This window comes from Variovorax sp. Soil_C_19, from assembly GCF_057657255.1.
Window position 1 is genome coordinate 1 of record NZ_JBDGIV010000020.1, and the last position, 19,549, is coordinate 19,549.

Below are 19,549 nucleotides of genomic sequence, written 5' to 3' on the forward strand. Positions count from 1 at the left end.
CGCACGACGCAGTGTGTGCGTCGGCACACACAAGGCGTGCAACGCGGAGTTGGCCGCTTTGGCATGCCTTCCCTCCGGGTTGGCCCGCATCGGGGCCGTCTGCGGCGTTGCCCGCGCTTGCAATGCTTCAGCATTGCTGCGCACGGGCGCCTTGCAGCCAGCCCCGATGCGGGCCAACGCGATCCCCGTAAATAGTGTGAACAGGCCCTGACCATGACGAACCCCCTGCTTCCTCCGCGGCCCCTGCTCGCCGACAAGGCCACGCCCGCGATCGTCGCGGCCTTGGCCGACCTGCTGCTGCAGAAGGGCTGGATGCTGGCCACGGCCGAAAGCTGCACCGGCGGCCTGATCGCCGGCGCCTGCACCGACCTCGCGGGCTCGAGCGCCTGGTTCGACCGTGGCTTCGTGAGCTATTCCAACGCGGCCAAGACCGAGCTGCTGGGCGTGGATGCGGCGCTGATCGCAGTCCAGGGCGCGGTCAGCGAACCCGTGGCGCGCGCCATGGCCGTGGGCGCGGCGGACCGCTCGGGCGCCCGCGTCGCGGTGGCAGTGACCGGCGTGGCCGGCCCGAGCGGCGGCAGCGCCGACAAGCCGGTCGGCACGGTGTGGTTCGGCTGGTCGGTCGATGGCCAACTGCGCACCGAGCGCCGGCGCTTCGAGGGCGACCGCGCGGCGGTGCGCGCGGCCACGGTGCACTACGCGCTGCAGACGCTGGTGGTGCTGCTCGGCCCGCAGGGCAACGCCTGAAAAGCCGCACGGCGCGGTCCACTATGATCTCGCGCCGCGCACCGTTCCATCCGAAGAAAGAGGCCTCATGACAGCAGCATCAGCCAATGCCCAGACCATCGAGCGCTTCTACCAGGCCTTTGCGCGGCTCGACGGCCCCGCCATGTCCGCCTGCTACGCGAGCGATGCGGCCTTCGACGACGAGGCCTTCTCGCTGCGCGGGCGGCGCCAGGTCGGCGGCATGTGGCGCATGCTCTGCGACGCCACGCGCGCCAGGGGCGCCGACGTCTGGAAGCTGAGCTGGCGCGACGTGGAGGCCGACGACACCAGCGGCCGGGCCCACTGGGACGCGCACTACCGCTTCAGCGCCACCGGCCGCCTGGTCGACAACCACATCGATGCGCAGTTCGGCTTCACGCCCGAAGGCCTCATCGCCACCCACCGCGACAGCTTCGCGTTCTGGGCCTGGGCGCGCCAGGCGCTCGGCGCGCCGGGGCTGCTGCTCGGCTGGACGCCGATGCTGCGCAACAAAGTCAGGGCCACCGCGGCCGCCAACCTCGCCACTTACCTCGCACGCGAACCATGAACGACAAGACCTCCCTCGCCATTGCCGACAACCCCGCCCAGCACCGCTACGAAGCCATGCGCGACGGCCGGCTCGCGGGCTATGCCGAATACAACCTGCTGACCGACGCGATCCTGTTCTCGCACACCGAGGTGCTGCCCGAGAACGAAGGCAAGGGCGTGGGCTCGGGCCTCGCGCGGCATGTGCTCGACGACGCGCGCGCCAGGGGGCTGCATGTGATTCCGGTGTGCCAGTTCATCGCGGGCTACATCCGCAAGCACCGCGAGTACGCGGACCTCGTGCGCCCGGACGTGCAGCGCGCGTTCAAGATCTGAGCCGCACGCTCAAGACCTGAGCAGCGCCTTTGGCGCGGGCAGCCACGCGAAGGCAGCGATACCGAGCACCAGCAGCGCCGCGATGACGGCCATCACGGCCGTGAGCGGATCGCTGCCGTGCGCGACGGCCACCGATGCCGCCAGGCCCGTGGCCCACTGCATGAGCGCGACGCCGAGGAACATCGCCATGGTGAACACCGCCATGGCCCGGCCGGTGAGCGTGGCCGGATAGGCCACGCGCACGTCGGCGTACTGCCAGACGATGAAGCCCGAGAGCACGCCGATCATCAGCAGGCCCGCGATGTCGAGCCACGCCGCGTGCGTGAAGGCGACCAGCGCGAAGAGCGCCGCATAGCCGAGCGCGCAGCCCACGATCCGGCGCCGGCGCAGCGCACCGTCGCGGTCGAAACGGCCGAACAGCGGCGCGCCGACGAGCGAGATCACCGACATGGCGATGGCGACATTGCCGCTCTGCACCAGCGAGAAGCCGTGGCGCTCCATCATGAGCGGACCGAGCCAGAGGCCGCGCAGCGAGATGAAGGCCGCATACGTCACCCCGCCGAGCAGGACGATGCCGAGCGTGTGCGGCATCGCGAGCAGCACGCCGAACTGGCGGATCGCCTCGGGGATCGACTCCTTCGCCTGCGGCACCGCCGAGGCGGGCTCGCGCACCCAGTGCCAGATGGCGAGCCAGGCCAGCGCAGAGACGACGGCCAGCACCACGAAGCCCGCGCGCCACGAGAACGCCTCGACCAGCCACGCGAGCGGCGTGCCGGTGACCAGCATGCCCACCCCGCCGATTGCGAGCACCAGGCCCGAGACGGTGGCGAAGCGTGCGGCGGGAAAGTGCCGCGCGACGAAGACGGTGCACACCAGGAAGGCCGGCGCGCAGCCGATGCCGATCAGCGCCTGGCCGGCCACCAGCACTGGGTAGCTCTGCGCCAGCGCCGAGAGCAGCGCGCCCGCGATCGCGATCGGAAACGCCACCAGCACCGTGCGCCGCACGCCGTGCAGGTCGATGCCGATGCCCATGAACAGCTGCATCGCGCCGAACGCGAAATGGAACGCACCCGAGAAGATGCCGAGCGCCTGCGCCGAGAGCCCGAAATCGGCCTGCAGCGGGCTCGCCATGATCGCGCCGACGGTGCGGAAGGCCTGGCTCAGCGCCACCCCGGCGCACAGCGCCAGCACCATGACCCACGCGGCGCGCGGGCTCAGCCTTGCACCGGCGTCGCTGCTGGCGCCGATGCTGCTGTCAGGCACCGTGGCACTTCTTGTATTTCTTGCCGCTGCCGCAGGGACAGGGATCGTTGCGGCCCGGCTCGGCCTCCTTGCGGACCGTCTGGACCTTCGGGCCCAGGCTCTTCCAGAGCTGGCGCAGGTCGTACACGGCCCAGATGGCAGCGCCGAAGTCGTCGAGCCGCTGCTGGCTCACGCTGGGCGGGCCGTCGTCGCTGTACATCGAGACCGTGGGCTTGGCGGTGTCGTTCTCGGTCAGCGCGACGATGTTGTCGAGCGCATCGTCGAGCATCTGTGCGGCTTCCTTGTCGCGCGGCGCGGCCCAGTCCTCGGGCCAGTTCTCGACCGCATACATGAAGCCGAGCGCCCAGACCTGGGCGAACGAGGGGATCTCCTCGCCCTCGACCTCGGCGCGCTCTTCCTCGGGCAGCGAGGCGATCGCGCCGCGGGTGTCGAGCACCTCGGGCTGCCAGCTGCGCTCGTCGTCGAGCGACTGCACGTCGGCGTCGAGCCCTTCTTCGATCTCGCGCCAGCGGCGCTTCCAGTTCCAGACGAACTCCATGTGCTGGGCCGGAACGAAGCCGTCGCCGAGCAGCACCGGCCAGTATTCGGCCGGCTCGATCGCGCGGCGGGTGCAGATCAGCGCGGCCATGAAGCCTTCGCAGAATTCCCACTGTGGGATTTCGTCGTCGTGCTCGCGCATGGCGTCGAGCGCCTGGTCGAGCACATCGAAGTCGTCGGGGCCCAAGGGTTGCTGGGCGGGGGCGGGGGTCGGGGGGATGATGTCGGGGGAAGTGGTCATGGCAGGTCCGAGGCAGGCCTCTATGATGCAGCAGGCCGGCAGACCTCACTTTTCCACGCCCACGATGATTCCTTTCCCGACGCGCTATACCGCCTTCGCCCTGTGCGTGGCCGGGCTCGCCGCCAGCCTGGCCGCGGTGCTCGTCGCGCCGCATCTCTGGGGCGCCTGGCTTGCGCTCGTGGTCTTCGCGGTGCTCGCCGCGACCGGCGTGCACGACCTGCGCCAGACCCGCCACGCGATCCTGCGCAACTATCCCGTCATCGGCCACCTGCGCTTCCTGCTCGAATTCATCCGGCCCGAGATGCGGCAGTACTTCATCGAGAGCGACTCCGAGGCGGCGCCGTTCTCGCGCGCCCAGCGCTCGCTGGTCTACCAGCGCGCCAAGGGCGAGCCCGACAACCGGCCGTTCGGCACGCAGCTCAATGTGACCATCGCGGGCTACGAGTGGATCAACCACTCGATGCAACCGACGAAGCTCGACGACCACGACTTCCGCATCGTGATCGGCAACGCCTCGGCATCGGCCGGCCAGGCCGGACATCCCTGCACCCAGCCCTACAGCGCGAGCGTGTTCAACATCTCGGCCATGAGCTTCGGCGCGCTGTCGGCCAATGCCATCCTCGCGCTCAATCAGGGCGCGAAGATGGGCGGCTTTGCGCACGACACGGGCGAGGGCTCGATCTCGCAGCACCACCGCGTGCACGGCGGCGACCTGATCTGGGAGATCGGCTCGGGCTACTTCGGCTGCCGCAACGACGACGGCACCTTCAATGCCGAGCGCTTCAGCGCCAATGCGCGCGATCCGCAGGTGAAGATGATCGAGATCAAGCTGAGCCAGGGCGCCAAGCCCGGCCACGGCGGGGTGCTGCCGGCGCCCAAGGTCACGCCCGAGATCGCGGCCGCGCGCGGCGTGCGCGTGGGTGTCGACTGCATCTCGCCGTCGTCGCACAGCGCCTTCGACACGCCGACCGGGATGATGCATTTCATCGCCGAGCTGCGCGCGCTGTCGGGCGGCAAGCCCGTGGGCTTCAAGTTCTGCCTCGGCCATCCGTGGGAATGGTTCGCGATCGTCAAGGCGATGCAGGCGACCGGCATCACGCCCGACTTCATCGTGGTGGACGGCGCCGAAGGCGGCACCGGCGCTGCGCCGGTGGAGTTCAGCGACCATGTGGGCGCGCCGCTGCAGGAGGGCCTGCTGCTGGTGCACAACACGCTCGTCGGCGTGAACCTGCGCCACCGCATCAAGATCGGCTGCGCGGGCAAGGTGATCACCGCCTTCGACCTCGCGCGCATGATGGCGCTGGGCGCCGACTGGTGCAATGCGGGCCGCGGCTTCATGATGGCGCTCGGCTGCATCCAGGCGCAGAGCTGCCACACCGGCCACTGCCCCACGGGCGTGACCACGCAGGACCCGGTGCGCCAGCAGGCGCTGGTGGTGCCCGCCAAGGCCGAGCGCGTGCGCAACTTCCACCGCAGCACGCTGCATGCGCTGCAGGAACTCGTGCAGGCCGCGGGCCTCGACCATCCGCAGCAGATCACCGCGCACCACATCGTGCGGCGCATCTCCGACACCGAAGTGCGCCTGCTGAGCAACCTGATCATGCAGGTGCAGCCGGGCGCCCTGCTCGGTGCGCTCGACGGGCAGCACAACGTGTTCCGCACCTACTGGCCGCTGGCCAGCGCCGAGAGCTTCCAGCCGCTGACGCAGGCGCCGCCGCAGGCTGCGGCGCAGAACCTCGCCATGGCCGCATGACGCCTTTGCAACAGCAGCCGTCCGTGCCAGGGCCAGGGCCAGGCGACTACGACAGCTTCCTGCGCGTCACGCTGGCCCGGCAGCAGAAGAACGTGGCGAGCCACCGCCTGGGCAGCGAACGCGTCTGGATCAAGAAGGCCGGCCCGCGCCACGGCAAGTGGGGCTACCGCGTGATGGCGGCGGTGGCGCGGCTGGCCGGGCTCGACATCCTCAAGCCGGTGCCCAACCCGGGCGGCGCGGCGGCCATCGCCACCGAGGCGCGGCGGCTGCGGCAGTTGGCCGCGGCGGGCCTGCGCGTGCCGCGCGTGCTGGCCGAGCAGCCCGAGGGCCTGCTGATCTCCGATCTCGGCGAAAGCGGCCGTGGCACGGTGGTGCTGCAGGAGCGGCTCGACCAGGCGGCCGCAGCGGGGCCCGCGGCACTGCTCGCCGTGTGGCACGAGGGGCTCGCCGCGATCGCGCAGGTGCATCTGCGCGGACAGCACCTGAGCCAGGCCTTCGACCGCAACCTCGTGCTCTGCCCCGACGGCGTGATCGGCTACATCGATTTCGAGGACGATCCGTCGGAGGTCATGACGCTGGCCGAATGCCAGGCCCGCGACTGGCTCAGTTACCTGCATTCCACGGCCATGATGCTCGAGGCCGCGGCGCCCGAAGCCGCGGGCCAGCACTGGCAGGCCGCGCTCGCCGAGGTCGGCGGCGAGGTGCGCGCGCGCGTCGCCGAGGCGGCGCGGCGCATGAAATGGGCCCAGAAGCTGCCCGCCAGCCGCCGCTGGGGACGCGACACCCAGCGCGTGCGCGCGGTGGCGCGGCTGCTGGGGCGCTGGTACCTTGCCGCTTAGGCGTGCAGTGCCGAGCGCACCGCCACGCCGCGCAACGCAAGCCGCTTCTTCATCGACAGCACCGCGCGGTCCTTGCTGAGCAGCAGCGCGCCGTGCGCCACAGCCAGGTCGATGAAGACCTGGTCGTCGGGGTCGCTGCAGACGCAGGGTGCGCGCGGCGGAAGGACGTCGACGTGGCGCACGCGTGCATCGAAATCCGCGAGCACGGCCTGCACTTCGAGCCCGCGCTGCAGCATGCGCCGCGCGACCAGCGGGTAGCCGAGCACGCGTTCGAGCTCGACGCGCATGGCCGCCGTCGCGAGCCAGCACAGTTCGCCCGCGGCCAGCGCGGTGGCGAGCGGAGCGATGTCGGGGTTCTCGAACACCAGCAGGTCGAGCGCGATGTTGGTGTCGATCACCACCAACGCGCCGGCTTCCGCCGCAGGGGCGGGGTGTTGGCTGCCAGCAGTCACGCTACGCGGGCTTGCGCGCCGAGCCGGCCACCATGTCGAAGCGGAACAGCCGGCACTCGATGGGGCCGTTCCACATCGGCACGCGGCGCGACTCCTTCAGGCGCATGCGCTTGGGCAGCTTGAGGTCGGGCGTGAGCACCCAGGCGGTCCAGCCGGCGTAGTTCTTCTTCCAGTGCGAGGCGAGCTGCGGAAAGAACTCGCCGCCATCGCCTTCCTCGGTGCCGTCCTCACCGCCGGTCTGCGCCGCTTCGCGCGCGCCGAAGCGCGCCACCCCACCCACCTCGATGCGCTCGCCGTAGGGCGGGTTGAGCATGATCACGCCGCCCTCGGCCGGTGGCATGCGCTGCAGCGCATCGCCGCCGCGGAACTCGATCGCCTCGGCCACGCCGGCACGCTCGGCATTGCGCTCGGAAAAGTCGACCATGCGGTGCGACACGTCGGAGCCGAAGATCGCGACCTCGCGCGGCTTCGCGGCCGCTTCCGCCTCGCTCTTGAGCGCATTCCAGACATGGGCCTGGAACGGCAGCAGCTTCTCGAAGCCGAAGCGCCGCAGCCAGCCGGCCGGAATGCCGCGCGCGATCTGTGCCGCCTCGATGGCGATGGTGCCGCTGCCGCAGCACGGGTCGTAGAGCGGCTCGGCGGCGACCTCGCCGGTCTCGGGGTTCCACCAGCCGCTGGCGGCCAGCATGGCCGCGGCCAGCGTCTCCTTGAGCGGCGCGTCGCCCTTGTCCTGGCGCCAGCCGCGCTTGAACAGCGGCTCGCCCGAGGTGTCGATGTAGAGCGTGCAGGTGTCGGTGGTCAGGTGCGCGAACACGCGGCAATCGGGCCACTGGGTCTCGATGCTCGGGCGCACGCCGGCCGCCTTGGCGCGGAAGCGGTCGGCGATCGCGTCCTTGATGCGCAGGGTGGCGAAGTTCAGGCTCTGCAGCGGGCTGTGCTGCGCGGTTGTCTCGATCTTGAAGGTCTGCTTCGGCGTGAACCAGATCTCCCAGGCCACGCCGCTCGCGATGGCATAGAGGTCGTTCTCGCTGCGGTACGGCGCCTGCACGAGTTCGACCAGCACGCGCTGCGCCAGCCGGCTGTGCAGGTTGAGCCGCAGCGCGTCGCGCCATTCGGCGCGCACCCGCACGCCGCCGCGCAGCATGAGCAGGTCGTCGCCGGCGCGGCCGGTCAGTGCATGCACTTCGGCCGCGAGGAATTCCTCGACGCCGGCGGCGCAAGGCAGGAAAAGGGAAAGATCGTTCACTGGAGCGCCTTTGTCTTCTACAGCGCCTTGCGCAGGTTGGCCGGCGCGATGCGCAGGGCCTCGCGGTACTTGGCCACGGTGCGCCGCGCGCATTCGATGCCCTGCTCCTTGAGCATCTCGGAAATCTGGCTGTCGGACAGCGGCTTCTTCACGCTCTCGGAACTCACGAACTGCTTGATCAGCGCGCGCACCGCGGTGCTCGACGCATTGCCGCCGGTCTCGGTGCCGAGCGCCGAGCCGAAGAAGTACTTGAGCTCGACGGTGCCGAATGGCGTGGACATGTACTTGGCGGTGGTCACGCGCGAGATGGTCGACTCGTGCAGGCCCAGCTCGTCGGCGATCTCGCGCAGCACCAGCGGACGCATTGCCAGCTCGCCATGCACGAAGAAGCTCTTCTGCCGCTCGACGATCGCGTTCGACACGCGCAGGATGGTGTCGAAGCGCTGCTGGATGTTCTTGATGAACCAGCGCGCCTCCTGCAGCCGCTGCGACAGCGCCTGGCTGCCCTCGCCCTTGTGCGACTTGAGGGCGCCGGCATAGATGTCGTGCACGCGCAGCCGGGGCATCACCTCGGGGTTGAGCATGACGCGGAACTTGGCGTTGGTGCCGCGGCCGACCTTGGTGACGATGACGTCTGGAATGACGATGTTGCGCTCGACGTCGACGAAGCGGCGCCCCGGCTTGGGCTCGAGCCGCGAGATGACCTGCAGCGCCGAGCGCACGAGTTCCTCGCTGCTGCGCGTGAGCGTGGCGAGCCGCTTGAAGTCGCGCCGGGCGAGCAGCTCGAGCGGCTGCTTGCAGATGGCGAGCGCGGTCTTGCGCACGAGCGCCTGCTGCTCGGTCTCGCGCTCGCTCGCCATGGCGCGCAGCTGGATGCCCAGGCATTCGCCAAGATCGCGCGCGCCGACGCCCGTGGGCTCCAGGCTCTGCAGCAGGCCGAGTGCGACCTGGAAGTGATGCACCAGCTCGTCGAACTGGTCGTTGTCGTCGCCGGCAAGGCCCGAGGCCAGCGACGGCAGCGAGTCTTCGAGGTAGCCGTCGTCGTTGAGCGACTCGATCAGGAAGCGCAACGCCGCGCAGTCGTTCTCGTTGAGCCGCAGGCTCAGGGCCTGGCGGTGCAGGAACGACTGCAGTGATTCCTGGCTGCGCGCGAGTTCGGTGGCGTCGGGGCGCTCGTCGTCGCTGAGGTTGTTCTTGCGCGCGGGCGCATCGCCACCCCACTCGCTGTCGTCGGGCGCCATGTCGACGGTGCCGTCGCCTTCCCAGTCGGGCTCGCGCTCGGCAACCTCGGCGGCAGGGCCGTCGGTGTCGGTGGCCGGTGCCGTGCTCTCGGCCGGCGCCGTGGCGGCCGCACTGGCGGCGGGTGCCGCGGTGAACTCGCCCTCGCCCGCCTCGGCAAACTCGTCGCGCGGCACCGGCGTGTCGATCGCGTCGAGGCCGAATTCCTCGCGCGCCGCTTCTTCGGCCGTGCGTTCGAGAAAAGGGTTCTCGTCGAGCATCTGCTCGACTTCCTGGCTCAGTTCGAGCGTGGAAAGCTGGAGCAGCCGGATCGACTGCTGCAGCTGAGGCGTGAGCGCCAGGTGCTGCGAAACGCGAAGGGACAGCCCTTGCTTCATGGAGACCGGCCCCTCCCTTACATCCGGAAGTGCTCGCCGAGGTACACCCTGCGTACTTCGGCGTTGTCGACGATCTCCGCGGGTGTGCCTTGTGCCAGCACATGCCCGTCGCTGATGATGAAAGCGTGGTCGCAGATGCCCAGCGTCTCGCGCACGTTGTGGTCGGTGATGAGCACGCCGATGCCGCGCTCCTTGAGGAAGCTGATGATCCGCTGGATCTCGATCACCGCGATCGGGTCGATGCCGGCGAAGGGCTCGTCGAGCAGGATGAAGCGCGGCTGCGTGGCGAGCGCACGGGCGATCTCGACCCGGCGCCGCTCGCCGCCCGAGAGCGCGAGCGCGGGCGAGTCGCGCAGGTGGTCCACGCGCAGGTCGGCCAGCAGGGCCGAGAGGCGCTCTTCGGTGCGCTGCTTCGACAGCGGAGCGGGCTTGCCGTTGGCGTCGGGCTCGCGCTGGAGCTCGAGCACGGCGCGCACGTTCTCCTCGACGCTGAGCTTGCGGAAGATCGAGGCTTCCTGCGGCAGGTAGCTCAGGCCCATGCGCGCGCGCCGGTGGATCGGCATGTGGGCGATGGGTTCGCCGTCGATGGAGATCTCGCCCGCATCGGCGCGCACCAGGCCCACGATCATGTAGAACGAGGTGGTCTTGCCGGCGCCGTTCGGTCCGAGCAGACCGACGACCTCGCCCTTCTGCACCTCGAGCGACACGTCTTTGACGACCTTGCGGCTGCCGTAGCTCTTCTGCAGGCCACGCACCACGAGACGGCTGCCGGGCGCCGCTTCGGCGGCCTGGGTTCCAGCGGTTTCCGTCACTTACTTGCGCCCTTCGCCGTCGAGGGTGGTGGACGAGCGCAGGCCGGTGCCGCGGGCAGGCTGCGGCGCCGTGGGTGCGCCGGGCGCGGGCGCCGTGGCCGACTTCGGCGTCAGGATGGTCCGCACGCGGCCGCCCGACGACGCGTTGACGGCGGTGTTCGGCGGCACGGTGGAGCCATTGACGGTGTAGGTGTCGTTGCTCTGGTCGTAGACGATCAACGCGCCCTGGCTCTCGTCGTTGGGCGTGGCACCGACCAGCCGGCGCATCACCGCATTCCGGATGAACTTGACGTTGTCGGCGCGGCTGTCGTATTCGATCACCTCGGCCTCGCCCTCGATCCACTCGTTGGGCGCATTGCGCTTCTGCTTGTAGTACGCCCGCTTGCCGGGCGCCGCCGTGACCACGCCGTACTGGTAGCCCTCGGCGTCCTGGCGCACGTCGATGCGCGCGCCGCGGATGATGATCGTGCCCTTCGTGACCACCACGTTGCCCGTGAACACGCTGGTCTGCTTGAGATCGTCGTAACGCATCGCGTCCGACTCGATGTTCATCGGCTTGGTGCGATCGGCGGTTTCAGCCTGCGCACCCGCGGCGAGGCCAGCCAGCAGCAGCACGCCCGCGGCCAGCCGGCCGAGGCGACGAAGAAGGGGTGTGGTGTGGGGGTAGGAGTGCAATGTCATAGAGGCACGAAACTTGCTCTGCATTGTATGGCCGGATGGCGCCGACCTCGCGCGCAGCGATGAAAAAGCCCGCGGGTGCGGGCTTGGCATTGGATCGGGAACGCAGCGCCTGCGCGGGAGCAGGGCTCAGCCCTTCTTCGCTTCGCCGACCAGGTATTCGGCGACCTGCAGCGCCCGCGTCATGTTGCCGGCGGTCTCGCCGTCCACATACCAGCGCCCGCCGACGGCCAGCGCCGGCACGCCGGCCACGCGGTAGGCGTCGGTCAGCTGCGCGGCGCGCTTCGCCTTGCTGGCCACGCCGAACGAGGTGAACACTTCCTTGAACTTGGCGCCGTCGATGCCGTTGGCCGACACCCAGGCGACGATGTTGGCATCGCCCGTCAGGTTCTGGCGCTGGCGGTGGATCGCGGTGAAGATCTTCGGCTGGAACTCGTCGACCTTGCCGAGCGCCTCGAGCGCGTAGTACAGGCGCTGCTTGGCTTCGACGTCGTTGCCGACGAAAGGCACCGGCACGCGACGGAAGGCCACTTCCTTGGGCGCCTTCTTGAGCCAGGCCTCGAGGTGCGGCTCGAAGTCGCTGCAGTGCGGGCAGTTGTACGAGAAGAACTCGACCACCTCGACCTTGCCCGCCGGCGCGTCGACCGGCACGCGCTTGTCGAGCACGAGGTACTCCTTGCCGGCCTTCGGTGCCATCGCCTGGGCATGCGCGGCGTTTCCGGCCAGCGAAAGGAGGCCGAGCGAACTGGCGGCCAGCGAAAAGTCACGACGTTTCATGAAAGGGTTCTCCTGTGGTACGGCTGTACTGAGCCTGCATGCGGCGGGGAGTTCCCTCGCCGGCCGCGCGCCTGGGCGTGAATGGTGCCGGCGAATGGCGCGCGGCGGAGCTTAAGGGCTATTCGTGACGGGCGCGCGGGGCTTCTCAGCGCTGGACGCGCACGAGCGCGGATTCGAGGCCGCCGCCGTCGAGCCGCTCCTTGAGGCGGTCGGCGTCGTCCTTCTTGCTGAACGGGCCCGCGCGCACGCGGTAGACCGTGCGGCCCGCCTGTTCGCGCTCGGTGACCCGGGCCTCGACGCCCATCAGCGAGAGCTTGGCGCGCTGCGCCTCGGCATCGTCGTTGGTGCGGAAGGCGCCGGCTTGCACGAAGTACATGAACGGATCCGCGCCCGGGGTGCTGCTGCTGCTGCTCGGCGCTGCCGAGGCGACGGTCGTGCTGCTGTTGCTGCTGCCGCCGCCGGCGCGTGCGCGGGCCAGGTCGCCGAGCGGATCGTTCGACGGCGGCAGTGCGTTGGCCTCGGCCGGCAGCGGTGCCGGGCGCACAGGCCTCGGCGCCACCACCACGGGCACCGGCGGTGCGGGCGGGGCGGCACCGGGCGCCACCGCGGCGTTGTTCTCGCCGCCAGCCGGCGCCACCGGACCGCTGGCGGCCGGGGGCTTGGGCGCCGAGCCTGCCTTGCCGGCCAGCGGCGCGTTCGGGTCCCAGTCGCGGTTCTTGCGCGCCTCGGCTTCGTCCTGCTCGGCACCGCCGCGCTGGGTCTTGGTGACGAACGGAATCGGCACCTTGGTCACGTAGACCGCAATGCCGAGCGCCACGCCGAGCCCGAGCACCAGGCCGACGATCAGCCCGATGACGATGTTGCCGCGGTGTCTGTTTCTCTTCTTCTGCTTCATGGTGAGGGAGTTACATCTTGCTCGGCGCACTGACGCCGAGAATCGCGAGGCCATTGTGCAGCACCTGCGCGCAGGCCTTGACGAGCGCAAGCCGCGCCAGCCGGACCGGCTCGTCGTCGACCAGGATGCGCTCGGCGTCGTAGTAGCTGTGGTAGCTGGCGGCCAGTTCGCGCAGGTAGAAAGTGACGTCGTGCGGCGCGAAATCCTTCGCCGCGGCCGCGAGCATGGCGGGGTACTTGGCCAGCTGCAGCATCAGCGCCTGGGCCGCCGGGCTTTCGAGCGGCGACAGGTCGACATCCGCGAGCGTGGCCGCATCGCCGCCCCAGGCCGCCAGCACCGAGTGGATGCGCGCATGCGCGTACTGCACGTAGTACACCGGGTTGTCGTTGTTCTTCGCCACGGCCAGGTCGACGTCGAAGGTGTATTCGGTGTCGGGCTTGCGGCTCAGGAGGAAGAAGCGCACCGCGTCGGTGCTGGTCCACTCGATCAGGTCGCGCAAGGTGACGTAGCTGCCCGCGCGCTTGCTGATCTTGACCTCTTCGCCGCCCTTCATGACGCGCACCATGGTGTGCAGCACGTAGTCGGGGTAGCCCTCGGGAATGCCCACGCCCGCGGCCTGCAGGCCCGCGCGCACGCGGGCGATCGTGCCGTGGTGGTCGGTGCCCTGGATGTTGATGACCTTGTGGAAGCCTCGCTCCCACTTGGCGATGTGGTAGGCGACGTCGGGCACGAAGTACGTGTACGTGCCGTCCTGCTTTCGCATCACGCGGTCCTTGTCGTCGCCATAGTCGGTCGACTTCAGCCAGAGCGCGCCGTCCTGCTCGTAGGTCTTGCCGGCGGCCACCAGTTTTTGCACCGCGTCCTCGACGCGGCCGCTCGTGTAGAGGCTCGATTCGAGGTAATAGTTGTCGAAGCGCACGCGGAAGGCCTGCAGATCGAGGTCCTGCTCGCGGCGCAGGTAGGCCACCGCGAACTCGCGGATCGAGTCCAGGTCGTCGATGTTGCCGCTGGCGGTGTATTCGCGGTCGTCGGACTTGACGGTCTTCTTCTCTTTGAAGTCGTCGGCGATGTCGGCGATGTAGTCGCCGTTGTAGGCGGGCGCTTTTTCGCCGCTCGGCCATTCCGCATCGCCGGGCTTGAAGCCGCGCGCGCGCAGCTGCGTGCTGTGGGCGAGCGTCTGGATCTGCACGCCGGCGTCGTTGTAATAGAACTCGCGCCAGACCGTTTCGCCCTGCGAGGCGCGCAGGTTGCAGATCGCGTCGCCAAGCGCGGCCTGCCGGCCGTGCCCCACGTGCAGCGGCCCGGTCGGGTTGGCCGAAACGAACTCGACCAGCACGCGCTCGCCGGTCGCCGGCTGCCGGCCGAAGGCTTCGCCCGCGGCCAGCACCTCGCGCACGATCTGCTGCTTGGCGGCGGTCTTGAGGCGGATGTTGAGGAAACCGGGGCCGGCGATCTCGATCGCTTCGACCCACTGGCCGAAGATCGGCGTGGCGAGCAGTGCCGCGCTGAGTTCTTCAGCCAGTTCGCGGGGCTTGCGCGCTAGCGGTTTGGCAAGCTGCATCGCAGCCGTGGAGGCGAAATCGCCATGGGCCGCCACCTTGGGCGACTCGAAAGCGGCCTTGGCGCCGGCGCCGGGCGAGAGTGATTCGAGCGTGTTCGCGAGCGCCGCGAGCAGCTCCTGTTTGACCAATAGCATCGCGGGATTTTACCGGGGGCAAACCCGGACCCGGGTGACATTCGTCATCCAATTGATACCTACTCCCGTTAGGATGGCCGGCCCCCGGGTCGGGGCGCCTGCCGCAACACCATTCAAAAGGACGTACCCCATCATGAAGAAGCTCCTTTCCCTGGTCGCCTCCGCTGCTGTGCTCGGCGCCTGCCTCTCCTTCGGCGCCGCCGCCCACGCCCAAGACAAGGCCGCCACGCCGGCCATGCCCGCCGCCACCGCGCCGGCCGCTGGCGCGAACTGCGAAGCCAAGGCCGTGGACAAGAACGGCAAGGCCCTTGCGGGTGCCGCCAAGAACAGCTTCGTCAAGAAGTGCGAGAAGGATGCGCAGGCCGCCGCCGCGCCCGCCTGCGCCGCGAAGGCGGTCGACAAGAACGGCAAGGCCCTCGCCGGCGCCGCCAAGAACAGCTTCATGAAGAAGTGCGAATCGGACGCAGCGAAGGGCTGATCCGGTCTGCCCGGGAACACCGCGGAACCGGCTTTGCCGGGCCGCTGGTGTTGCCCCCTTGAGGGGGAGGCGGCTACACGAAGTGAGCCGCTTCGGGGGTGGGCTTTTACATTCCGCGCGCGAGGAACACGGCGACCAGCGGGATCAGCGCGATCAGGTGCGCCTGCACCATCACCAGCTTGCGGGTCTTGCGCACCTCGGCCTCGTCCGGCAGCGTGCCGCTGGCGCGCAGGGTCTTGCGCCAGCGCAGGTAGGTCAAGGTCGGAAAGATCGACAGCACGCCGACGACGATGAACAGGCTGAGCTTCACGTGCAGCAGCGGGTTGGTCCAGTACCAGGCGGTGCCCTTCACGCCCCACCAGGTGCGCGCGATGCCGGTGGCGAGCACCGTGATCGAGGCAATGCCGTAGACCATGTCGACGCGCGCGAGCCGTTCGACCACGGCGGCGTTGAGCCACTCGATGCGGCACAGCGCCGCTTCGCTCGAAATGAAGACGACCATCGTGAGGATGGCCAGCAGGTGCACGTAGGCGAGGATGGCTTCGAGGGTCATCGTGGCTTTCTTCTTTTCTTCGTCGTGGTTGCGGGATGTGTTTGCAAAAAATGCGAGCGGATTGTGCCGCGAGTCCGCGGGCTCAGCGCCTTCCGCCCCAGAATTCGGGCCGCCCGTACTGCTCCTTGAGGAAATCCAGCCACAGCCGCACGCGCAGCGGCAGGTGCTTGGTGCCGGTGAAGACGGCGTAGATGCCGTTCGGCGGCGCGGCGAACTCGTCGAGCAGCGGCACCAGCAGGCCGGCATCGATCTCGGCCTCGACTTCCCAGGTGCTGCGCCACGCAATGCCGTGGCCCGCGAGGCACCAGTCGTGCAGGACCTGGCCGTCGGAGCAGTCGAGCGGGCCTTCGGGCCGCAGGTGGATCAGCTCCTCGCCGCCGCCTTCGGTGGCGACGCGAAACGCCCAGCCGCGCGTCTGCGAAGCGTCGCTGGACAGCGCGAGGCAGGCGAAGCGCGACAGCTCGCTCGGGTGGTTCGGCTTGCCGTGGCGGCGCACGAACTCGGGCGTCGCGACACAGCGGCGGCGGTTGTCGGCCAGCCGCACGCTCACGAGCGACGAGTCGGGCATGTCGCCCACGCGCACCGCGCAGTCGAAGCTCTCGCCGCGCACGTCGACCACGCGGTCGCTGAGGTTCAGCGAGATGGTCACCTCGGGGTGCAGCGCATGGAAGCGCGGCACCAGCGGCGCGACGTGGCGCCGCCCGAAGCCCGCCGGCGCGGTGATGCGCAGGTGGCCGCTGGCCTTGACGCCGCCGGCGCTGACGCTGGCCTCGGCATTGGCAAACTCGGTCAGCAGGCGTTGGCAATCTTCGAGGAAGGCGCTGCCCTCGTGCGTGAGCGTGATGCGCCGCGTGGTGCGCACCACGAGCTTGACGCCCAGCCGCGCCTCGAGCGCATCGAGCCGCCGGCCGATGATGGCGGGCGCCACGCCCTCGGCCTTGGCCGCGGCCGTGAGACCGCCGCGGGTCGCCACCGAGACGAAGGATTCGAGTTGCTTCAGGCGGTCCATGGCGAGCGAACTATATCGCCGGACTTTCGCGCACTCAGGCTGCCCTGTCTTCGCGCCGTGCCTCGAAAGCCGCGATCTCGGCCTCGCCGTAGCCCACTTCGCGCAGCAGCTCGGCCGTGTGCTCGCCCACGGCCGGCGGCTGCAGCCGGATGCCGGGCCGCGCGCCGTCGAGCGTGAACGGCATCAGCGGCACCTTGGCCATGTGGCCGTCGTTCATGCGCACCGGCGCGAGGCCGCCAGTGGCGTTCAGGTGCGGATCGTCGAACAGGTCCTGCGGCTTGGTGATGGGCGCGAAGGGCAGCTCGTTGCGCTCGAACACGGCGCTGAGTTCGGCCGCGCTGTAGCCCGCGAGGTGCGAGCGCAGCATCGGCATCATCCAGTCGCGCGCGCGCACGCGGTCGTTGTTGGTGGCAAGGCGCGGGTCGGCGAGCATCTCCGCAAGGCCGAAGGCCTTGCAGAAGATGGCCCATTGCTTGTCGCTCACCGCGGCCAGGAAGATCTGCTCGCCGTCCTTCACGGTGAAGACGTCGTACACGGCCCAGGCCGAGATGCGGCTGGGCATCGGGTCGGCCGCGCGGCCCGTGGCGGCGAACTGCATCATGTGCTGCGCCACCAGGAACACGTTGTTCTCGAACAGCGCAGCCTGCACCTCGCAGCCCTTGCCGGTGAGCTCGCGCTGGCGCAGCGCGGCCATCGCGCCGATGGCGCCGAACATGCCGCCCATGATGTCGTTCACGCTGGTGCCGGCGCGCAGCGGATCGCCCGCGCGGCCGGTCATGTAGGCCAGCCCGCCCATCATCTGCACCACTTCGTCGAGCGCGGTCCGGTGCTCGTAGGGGCCGGGCAAAAAGCCCTTGTGGCTCACGTAGATCAGGCGCGGGTTGAGCTTGCTCAGGCTGTCGTAGTCGAGCCCGAGCTTCTTCATCGTGCCGGGCTTGAAGTTCTCGCTCACGATGTCGGCGGTGGCCACGAGGCGCAGCGCAGCCTCGACGCCTTCGGGCGACTTCAGGTCGAGCGCGATGCTCTTCTTGTTGCGGTTGAAGGCCGGAAAGAAGCCCGAGCCCGAGCCGAGCAGCCGCCGCGTGCTGTCGCCTTCGAGCGGCTCGACCTTGATGACCTCGGCACCGAGGTCCGCGAGCAGCAGCCCGCAGGTCGGCCCCATCACCATGTGGGTGAACTCGACGACGCGGATGCCGGCGTAGGGCAAGGGGAACGAACTGTCAGTCATTGTGCGGTGGTGGTTTGCGGGACGAAGCCCTTGGGCAGGCCGGCCTCGGGCGTCATGCCGTAGACCGGTTCGCCGGGCAGGCCGGCCATGAGCGGCGCGCGTGCCGCGATGAGTTTCTCGATGTCGATGCCGGTGCGCACGCCCATGGCCTCGAACATGAAGACGAGGTCTTCGGTGACCGCATTGCCCGAGGCGCCGGGCGCATAGGGACAGCCGCCGAGGCCGCCGAGCGAAGCGTCGAAGGTGCGCACGCCCTCGTCCCACGCGGCCAGGCAGTTGGCAATGCCGAGGCCGCGCGTGTTGTGCATGTGGGCCGCGCCCGCGTGGTCGCCGAGTTCGGCGCGCAGCCGCCGGAACAGGCGCCGCACCTGGGCCGGGTTGGCATAGCCCACGGTGTCAGACAGGCCGGCCTCCTGGGCGCCGGCCGCGATGCACTGCGCCGCGAGCCGGATCACGTCGTCCTCGGGCACCAGGCCCTGCAGCGTGCAGCCGAAGGCGGTGGAAATGCCGGCCTCGAGCTTCACCTGCGGCGCGATCGCGTCGCGCAGTTCGGCGATGGCGCGCACTTCGTCGACCATTTCGGCCGGCGTCTTGCGCACGTTGGCGAGCGAATGCGCCACGCTGGCGGAGACCGGCATCGTGAGCTTGTGCACGCCGGCTTCGAGCGCGGCCTGCGCGCCCTTGCGGTTGGGCACCAGCGCCATCACCGTCAACCCTGGCAGGGTGGCCGCATGGCGCACCACCTCGGCGGCATCGGCCATCTGCGGCAGCAGCTTCGCGGGCACGAAGGACGCGACCTCGATCTCGCGCAGGCCCGCGGCATGCAGCGCGTCAATCCAGCGCAGCTTGGCGGCCGTGGGCATGGTGGCCGCGACCGATTGCAGGCCGTCGCGCGGGCCGACCTCGCTGATGAGGACGTCGGGGGATGTCATCGGCTGGATTCCTGGGGAATGAGGAGTCACGGAGAAGAAGGCGGCCGGCTTGACCGTTCTGTCTTGCAGAACTATATTCTGCCAAACAGAATTACACCGCCGAAGCGGATCCACTGTCAAGCCGAAGGTCCACCATGCCGCGCAAAGCCCAGACCGAATCGATGGCCGACCGCCATGCCGCACCCGGCGGTGCCGCCGCGGTCGACCGCGCGCTGAGCCTGCTCTCGGCCTTCCGGCCCGGCGACGAGGCGCTCTCGCTCGCGCAGTTCGCCGAACGCACGCAGCTCTACAAGAGCACGGCGCTGCGCCTGCTGGCCTCGCTCGGGCATGCGCGCTGGGTGCGCCGGCAGGACGACGGCCGCTACGCACTCGGCCCCGAGATCGCGCGGCTGCACGGCGTGTATGCCGCTGCGCAGTCGCTCGACCGCACCGTGCTGCCGGTGCTGCGCACGCTGGCGGCGACCACCGGCGAAAGCGCGGCGTACCACGTGCGGCAGCCGCAGGGCGACGGCTGGGTGCGGCTGTGCCAGTTCCGCATCGATTCGGCGCAGCTCGTGCGCGACCACGTGCGCGCCGGCGACCTGCTGCCGAACGACCGCGGTGCGGGTGCGCGCGTGCTGATCGCCTGGGGCCCCGAGGCCGAATGGCCGCCCAAGGGCAGCGGCGAGCGCTCACTCTGCGAAGCGGTCCGCGCGCAGGGCTATTGCGCGCTCGTGGGCGACCGCACGGCCGAGCTCGCGGGCATTTCGGCACCGGTGTTCCATGCCGACGGCCGCCTCGCCGCGGCGCTCACGCTGACGATGCCGGCCCACCGCTACGACGCGCGCCACATCGCGCCCGTGTGCGCGGCGGCGCGGGAGCTCGGCAGAACGGTCTGAGCGAGGCCGCTCGATTACCGTCATTCAAGTCATCGATAAA

At 69.7% G+C, this 19,549-nt stretch carries 21 protein-coding genes; 7 read left to right on the forward strand and 14 right to left on the reverse strand.

What is annotated here, in order from left to right; all coding sequences use genetic code 11:
- The first annotated feature begins 213 nt into the window (after window positions 1-213).
- The 3 genes from AC3A6R_RS24885 to AC3A6R_RS24895 all read left to right on the forward strand — a co-directional run bounded on the left by AC3A6R_RS24885 (window position 214) and on the right by AC3A6R_RS24895 (window position 1,626).
- Window positions 214-747, forward strand: coding sequence for a CinA family protein (locus AC3A6R_RS24885; protein WP_487865893.1), 534 nt, complete (start codon window positions 214-216; stop codon window positions 745-747).
- A gap of 67 nt (window positions 748-814) precedes the next feature.
- Window positions 815-1,312 carry a nuclear transport factor 2 family protein gene (locus AC3A6R_RS24890; protein WP_487865894.1) on the forward strand — a complete coding sequence of 166 codons (498 nt, stop codon included), beginning with the start codon at window positions 815-817 and terminating at the stop codon, window positions 1,310-1,312.
- Window positions 1,309-1,626: a GNAT family N-acetyltransferase gene (locus AC3A6R_RS24895; RefSeq protein ID WP_487861310.1), complete on the forward strand. Its 318-nt coding sequence runs from the start codon at window positions 1,309-1,311 to the stop codon at window positions 1,624-1,626. The genes AC3A6R_RS24890 and AC3A6R_RS24895 overlap by 4 nt, the downstream gene beginning before the upstream one ends.
- A 9-nt stretch (window positions 1,627-1,635) precedes the next feature.
- Here AC3A6R_RS24895 and AC3A6R_RS24900 read toward each other — a convergent pair whose 3' ends face one another.
- Window positions 1,636-2,820 (reverse strand): MFS transporter, encoded by a 1,185-nt coding sequence (locus AC3A6R_RS24900; RefSeq protein ID WP_487865931.1) that lies wholly within the window; start codon window positions 2,818-2,820, stop codon window positions 1,636-1,638.
- Between the two features lie 61 nt (window positions 2,821-2,881).
- Entirely contained in the window at window positions 2,882-3,667 is a 786-nt protein-coding gene (locus AC3A6R_RS24905; protein WP_487861309.1) for a UPF0149 family protein, read from the reverse strand.
- A gap of 64 nt (window positions 3,668-3,731) precedes the next feature.
- On the opposite strand from AC3A6R_RS24905, the gene AC3A6R_RS24910 reads away from it, so the two are divergent.
- Window positions 3,732-5,420 (forward strand): FMN-binding glutamate synthase family protein, encoded by a 1,689-nt coding sequence (locus tag AC3A6R_RS24910; protein WP_487865895.1) that lies wholly within the window; start codon window positions 3,732-3,734, stop codon window positions 5,418-5,420.
- Window positions 5,417-6,259, forward strand: a complete 843-nt coding sequence (locus tag AC3A6R_RS24915; protein ID WP_487865896.1) for a BUD32 family EKC/KEOPS complex subunit — start codon at window positions 5,417-5,419, stop codon at window positions 6,257-6,259. Before AC3A6R_RS24910 ends, AC3A6R_RS24915 begins: the two co-directional genes overlap by 4 nt.
- Here the strand turns inward: AC3A6R_RS24915 and AC3A6R_RS24920 are convergent.
- The 8 genes from AC3A6R_RS24920 to argS form a co-directional block, all read right to left on the reverse strand.
- Window positions 6,256-6,663 (reverse strand): PIN domain-containing protein, encoded by a 408-nt coding sequence (locus AC3A6R_RS24920; RefSeq protein ID WP_487865932.1) that lies wholly within the window; start codon window positions 6,661-6,663, stop codon window positions 6,256-6,258. The genes AC3A6R_RS24915 and AC3A6R_RS24920 overlap by 4 nt on opposite strands.
- A 49-nt stretch (window positions 6,664-6,712) precedes the next feature.
- Window positions 6,713-7,957: a THUMP domain-containing class I SAM-dependent RNA methyltransferase gene (locus AC3A6R_RS24925; RefSeq protein WP_487861306.1), complete on the reverse strand. Its 1,245-nt coding sequence runs from the start codon at window positions 7,955-7,957 to the stop codon at window positions 6,713-6,715.
- Between the two features lie 17 nt (window positions 7,958-7,974).
- Window positions 7,975-9,573 (reverse strand): RNA polymerase factor sigma-54, encoded by a 1,599-nt coding sequence (locus AC3A6R_RS24930; RefSeq protein ID WP_487865897.1) that lies wholly within the window; start codon window positions 9,571-9,573, stop codon window positions 7,975-7,977.
- Between the two features lie 17 nt (window positions 9,574-9,590).
- Complete coding sequence (gene lptB, locus AC3A6R_RS24935) at window positions 9,591-10,385, reverse strand: LPS export ABC transporter ATP-binding protein (RefSeq protein WP_487861304.1); 795 nt, start codon at window positions 10,383-10,385, stop codon at window positions 9,591-9,593.
- On the reverse strand, window positions 10,386-11,066 hold the full coding sequence (gene lptA, locus AC3A6R_RS24940) for a lipopolysaccharide transport periplasmic protein LptA (protein ID WP_487861303.1): 681 nt from the start codon (window positions 11,064-11,066) through the stop codon (window positions 10,386-10,388).
- Between the two features lie 126 nt (window positions 11,067-11,192).
- The gene (locus AC3A6R_RS24945) at window positions 11,193-11,840 is read right to left on the reverse strand and encodes a thiol:disulfide interchange protein DsbA/DsbL (protein WP_487865898.1); all 648 of its coding nucleotides are present in this window, start codon (window positions 11,838-11,840) and stop codon (window positions 11,193-11,195) included.
- A gap of 145 nt (window positions 11,841-11,985) precedes the next feature.
- The gene (locus AC3A6R_RS24950; RefSeq protein ID WP_487861301.1) at window positions 11,986-12,735 is read right to left on the reverse strand and encodes an SPOR domain-containing protein; all 750 of its coding nucleotides are present in this window, start codon (window positions 12,733-12,735) and stop codon (window positions 11,986-11,988) included.
- Between the two features lie 10 nt (window positions 12,736-12,745).
- Window positions 12,746-14,431, reverse strand: coding sequence for an arginine--tRNA ligase (argS, locus tag AC3A6R_RS24955; RefSeq protein WP_487865899.1), 1,686 nt, complete (start codon window positions 14,429-14,431; stop codon window positions 12,746-12,748).
- A 133-nt stretch (window positions 14,432-14,564) separates the two neighbouring features.
- Between argS and AC3A6R_RS24960 the strand changes: the two genes are divergently transcribed.
- Window positions 14,565-14,909: a hypothetical protein gene (locus AC3A6R_RS24960; RefSeq protein ID WP_487865900.1), complete on the forward strand. Its 345-nt coding sequence runs from the start codon at window positions 14,565-14,567 to the stop codon at window positions 14,907-14,909.
- A gap of 106 nt (window positions 14,910-15,015) precedes the next feature.
- Here the strand turns inward: AC3A6R_RS24960 and AC3A6R_RS24965 are convergent, their stop codons facing one another.
- The 4 genes from AC3A6R_RS24965 to AC3A6R_RS24980 all read right to left on the reverse strand — a co-directional run bounded on the left by AC3A6R_RS24965 (window position 15,016) and on the right by AC3A6R_RS24980 (window position 18,631).
- Window positions 15,016-15,462, reverse strand: a complete 447-nt coding sequence (locus AC3A6R_RS24965) for a DUF2214 family protein (protein ID WP_487865901.1) — start codon at window positions 15,460-15,462, stop codon at window positions 15,016-15,018.
- An 82-nt stretch (window positions 15,463-15,544) separates the two neighbouring features.
- The gene (locus tag AC3A6R_RS24970) at window positions 15,545-16,471 is read right to left on the reverse strand and encodes a LysR family transcriptional regulator (protein WP_487861297.1); all 927 of its coding nucleotides are present in this window, start codon (window positions 16,469-16,471) and stop codon (window positions 15,545-15,547) included.
- Between the two features lie 34 nt (window positions 16,472-16,505).
- On the reverse strand, window positions 16,506-17,699 hold the full coding sequence (locus tag AC3A6R_RS24975) for a CaiB/BaiF CoA transferase family protein (protein ID WP_487865902.1): 1,194 nt from the start codon (window positions 17,697-17,699) through the stop codon (window positions 16,506-16,508).
- On the reverse strand, window positions 17,696-18,631 hold the full coding sequence (locus AC3A6R_RS24980) for a hydroxymethylglutaryl-CoA lyase (RefSeq protein WP_487861295.1): 936 nt from the start codon (window positions 18,629-18,631) through the stop codon (window positions 17,696-17,698). The genes AC3A6R_RS24975 and AC3A6R_RS24980 overlap by 4 nt, the downstream gene beginning before the upstream one ends.
- 134 nt (window positions 18,632-18,765) lie before the next feature.
- Between AC3A6R_RS24980 and AC3A6R_RS24985 the strand changes: the two genes are divergently transcribed.
- A complete protein-coding gene (locus tag AC3A6R_RS24985; RefSeq protein ID WP_487865903.1) occupies window positions 18,766-19,509 on the forward strand; it encodes an IclR family transcriptional regulator in 744 nt (247 codons plus the stop codon).
- Window positions 19,510-19,549 lie beyond the last annotated feature (40 nt).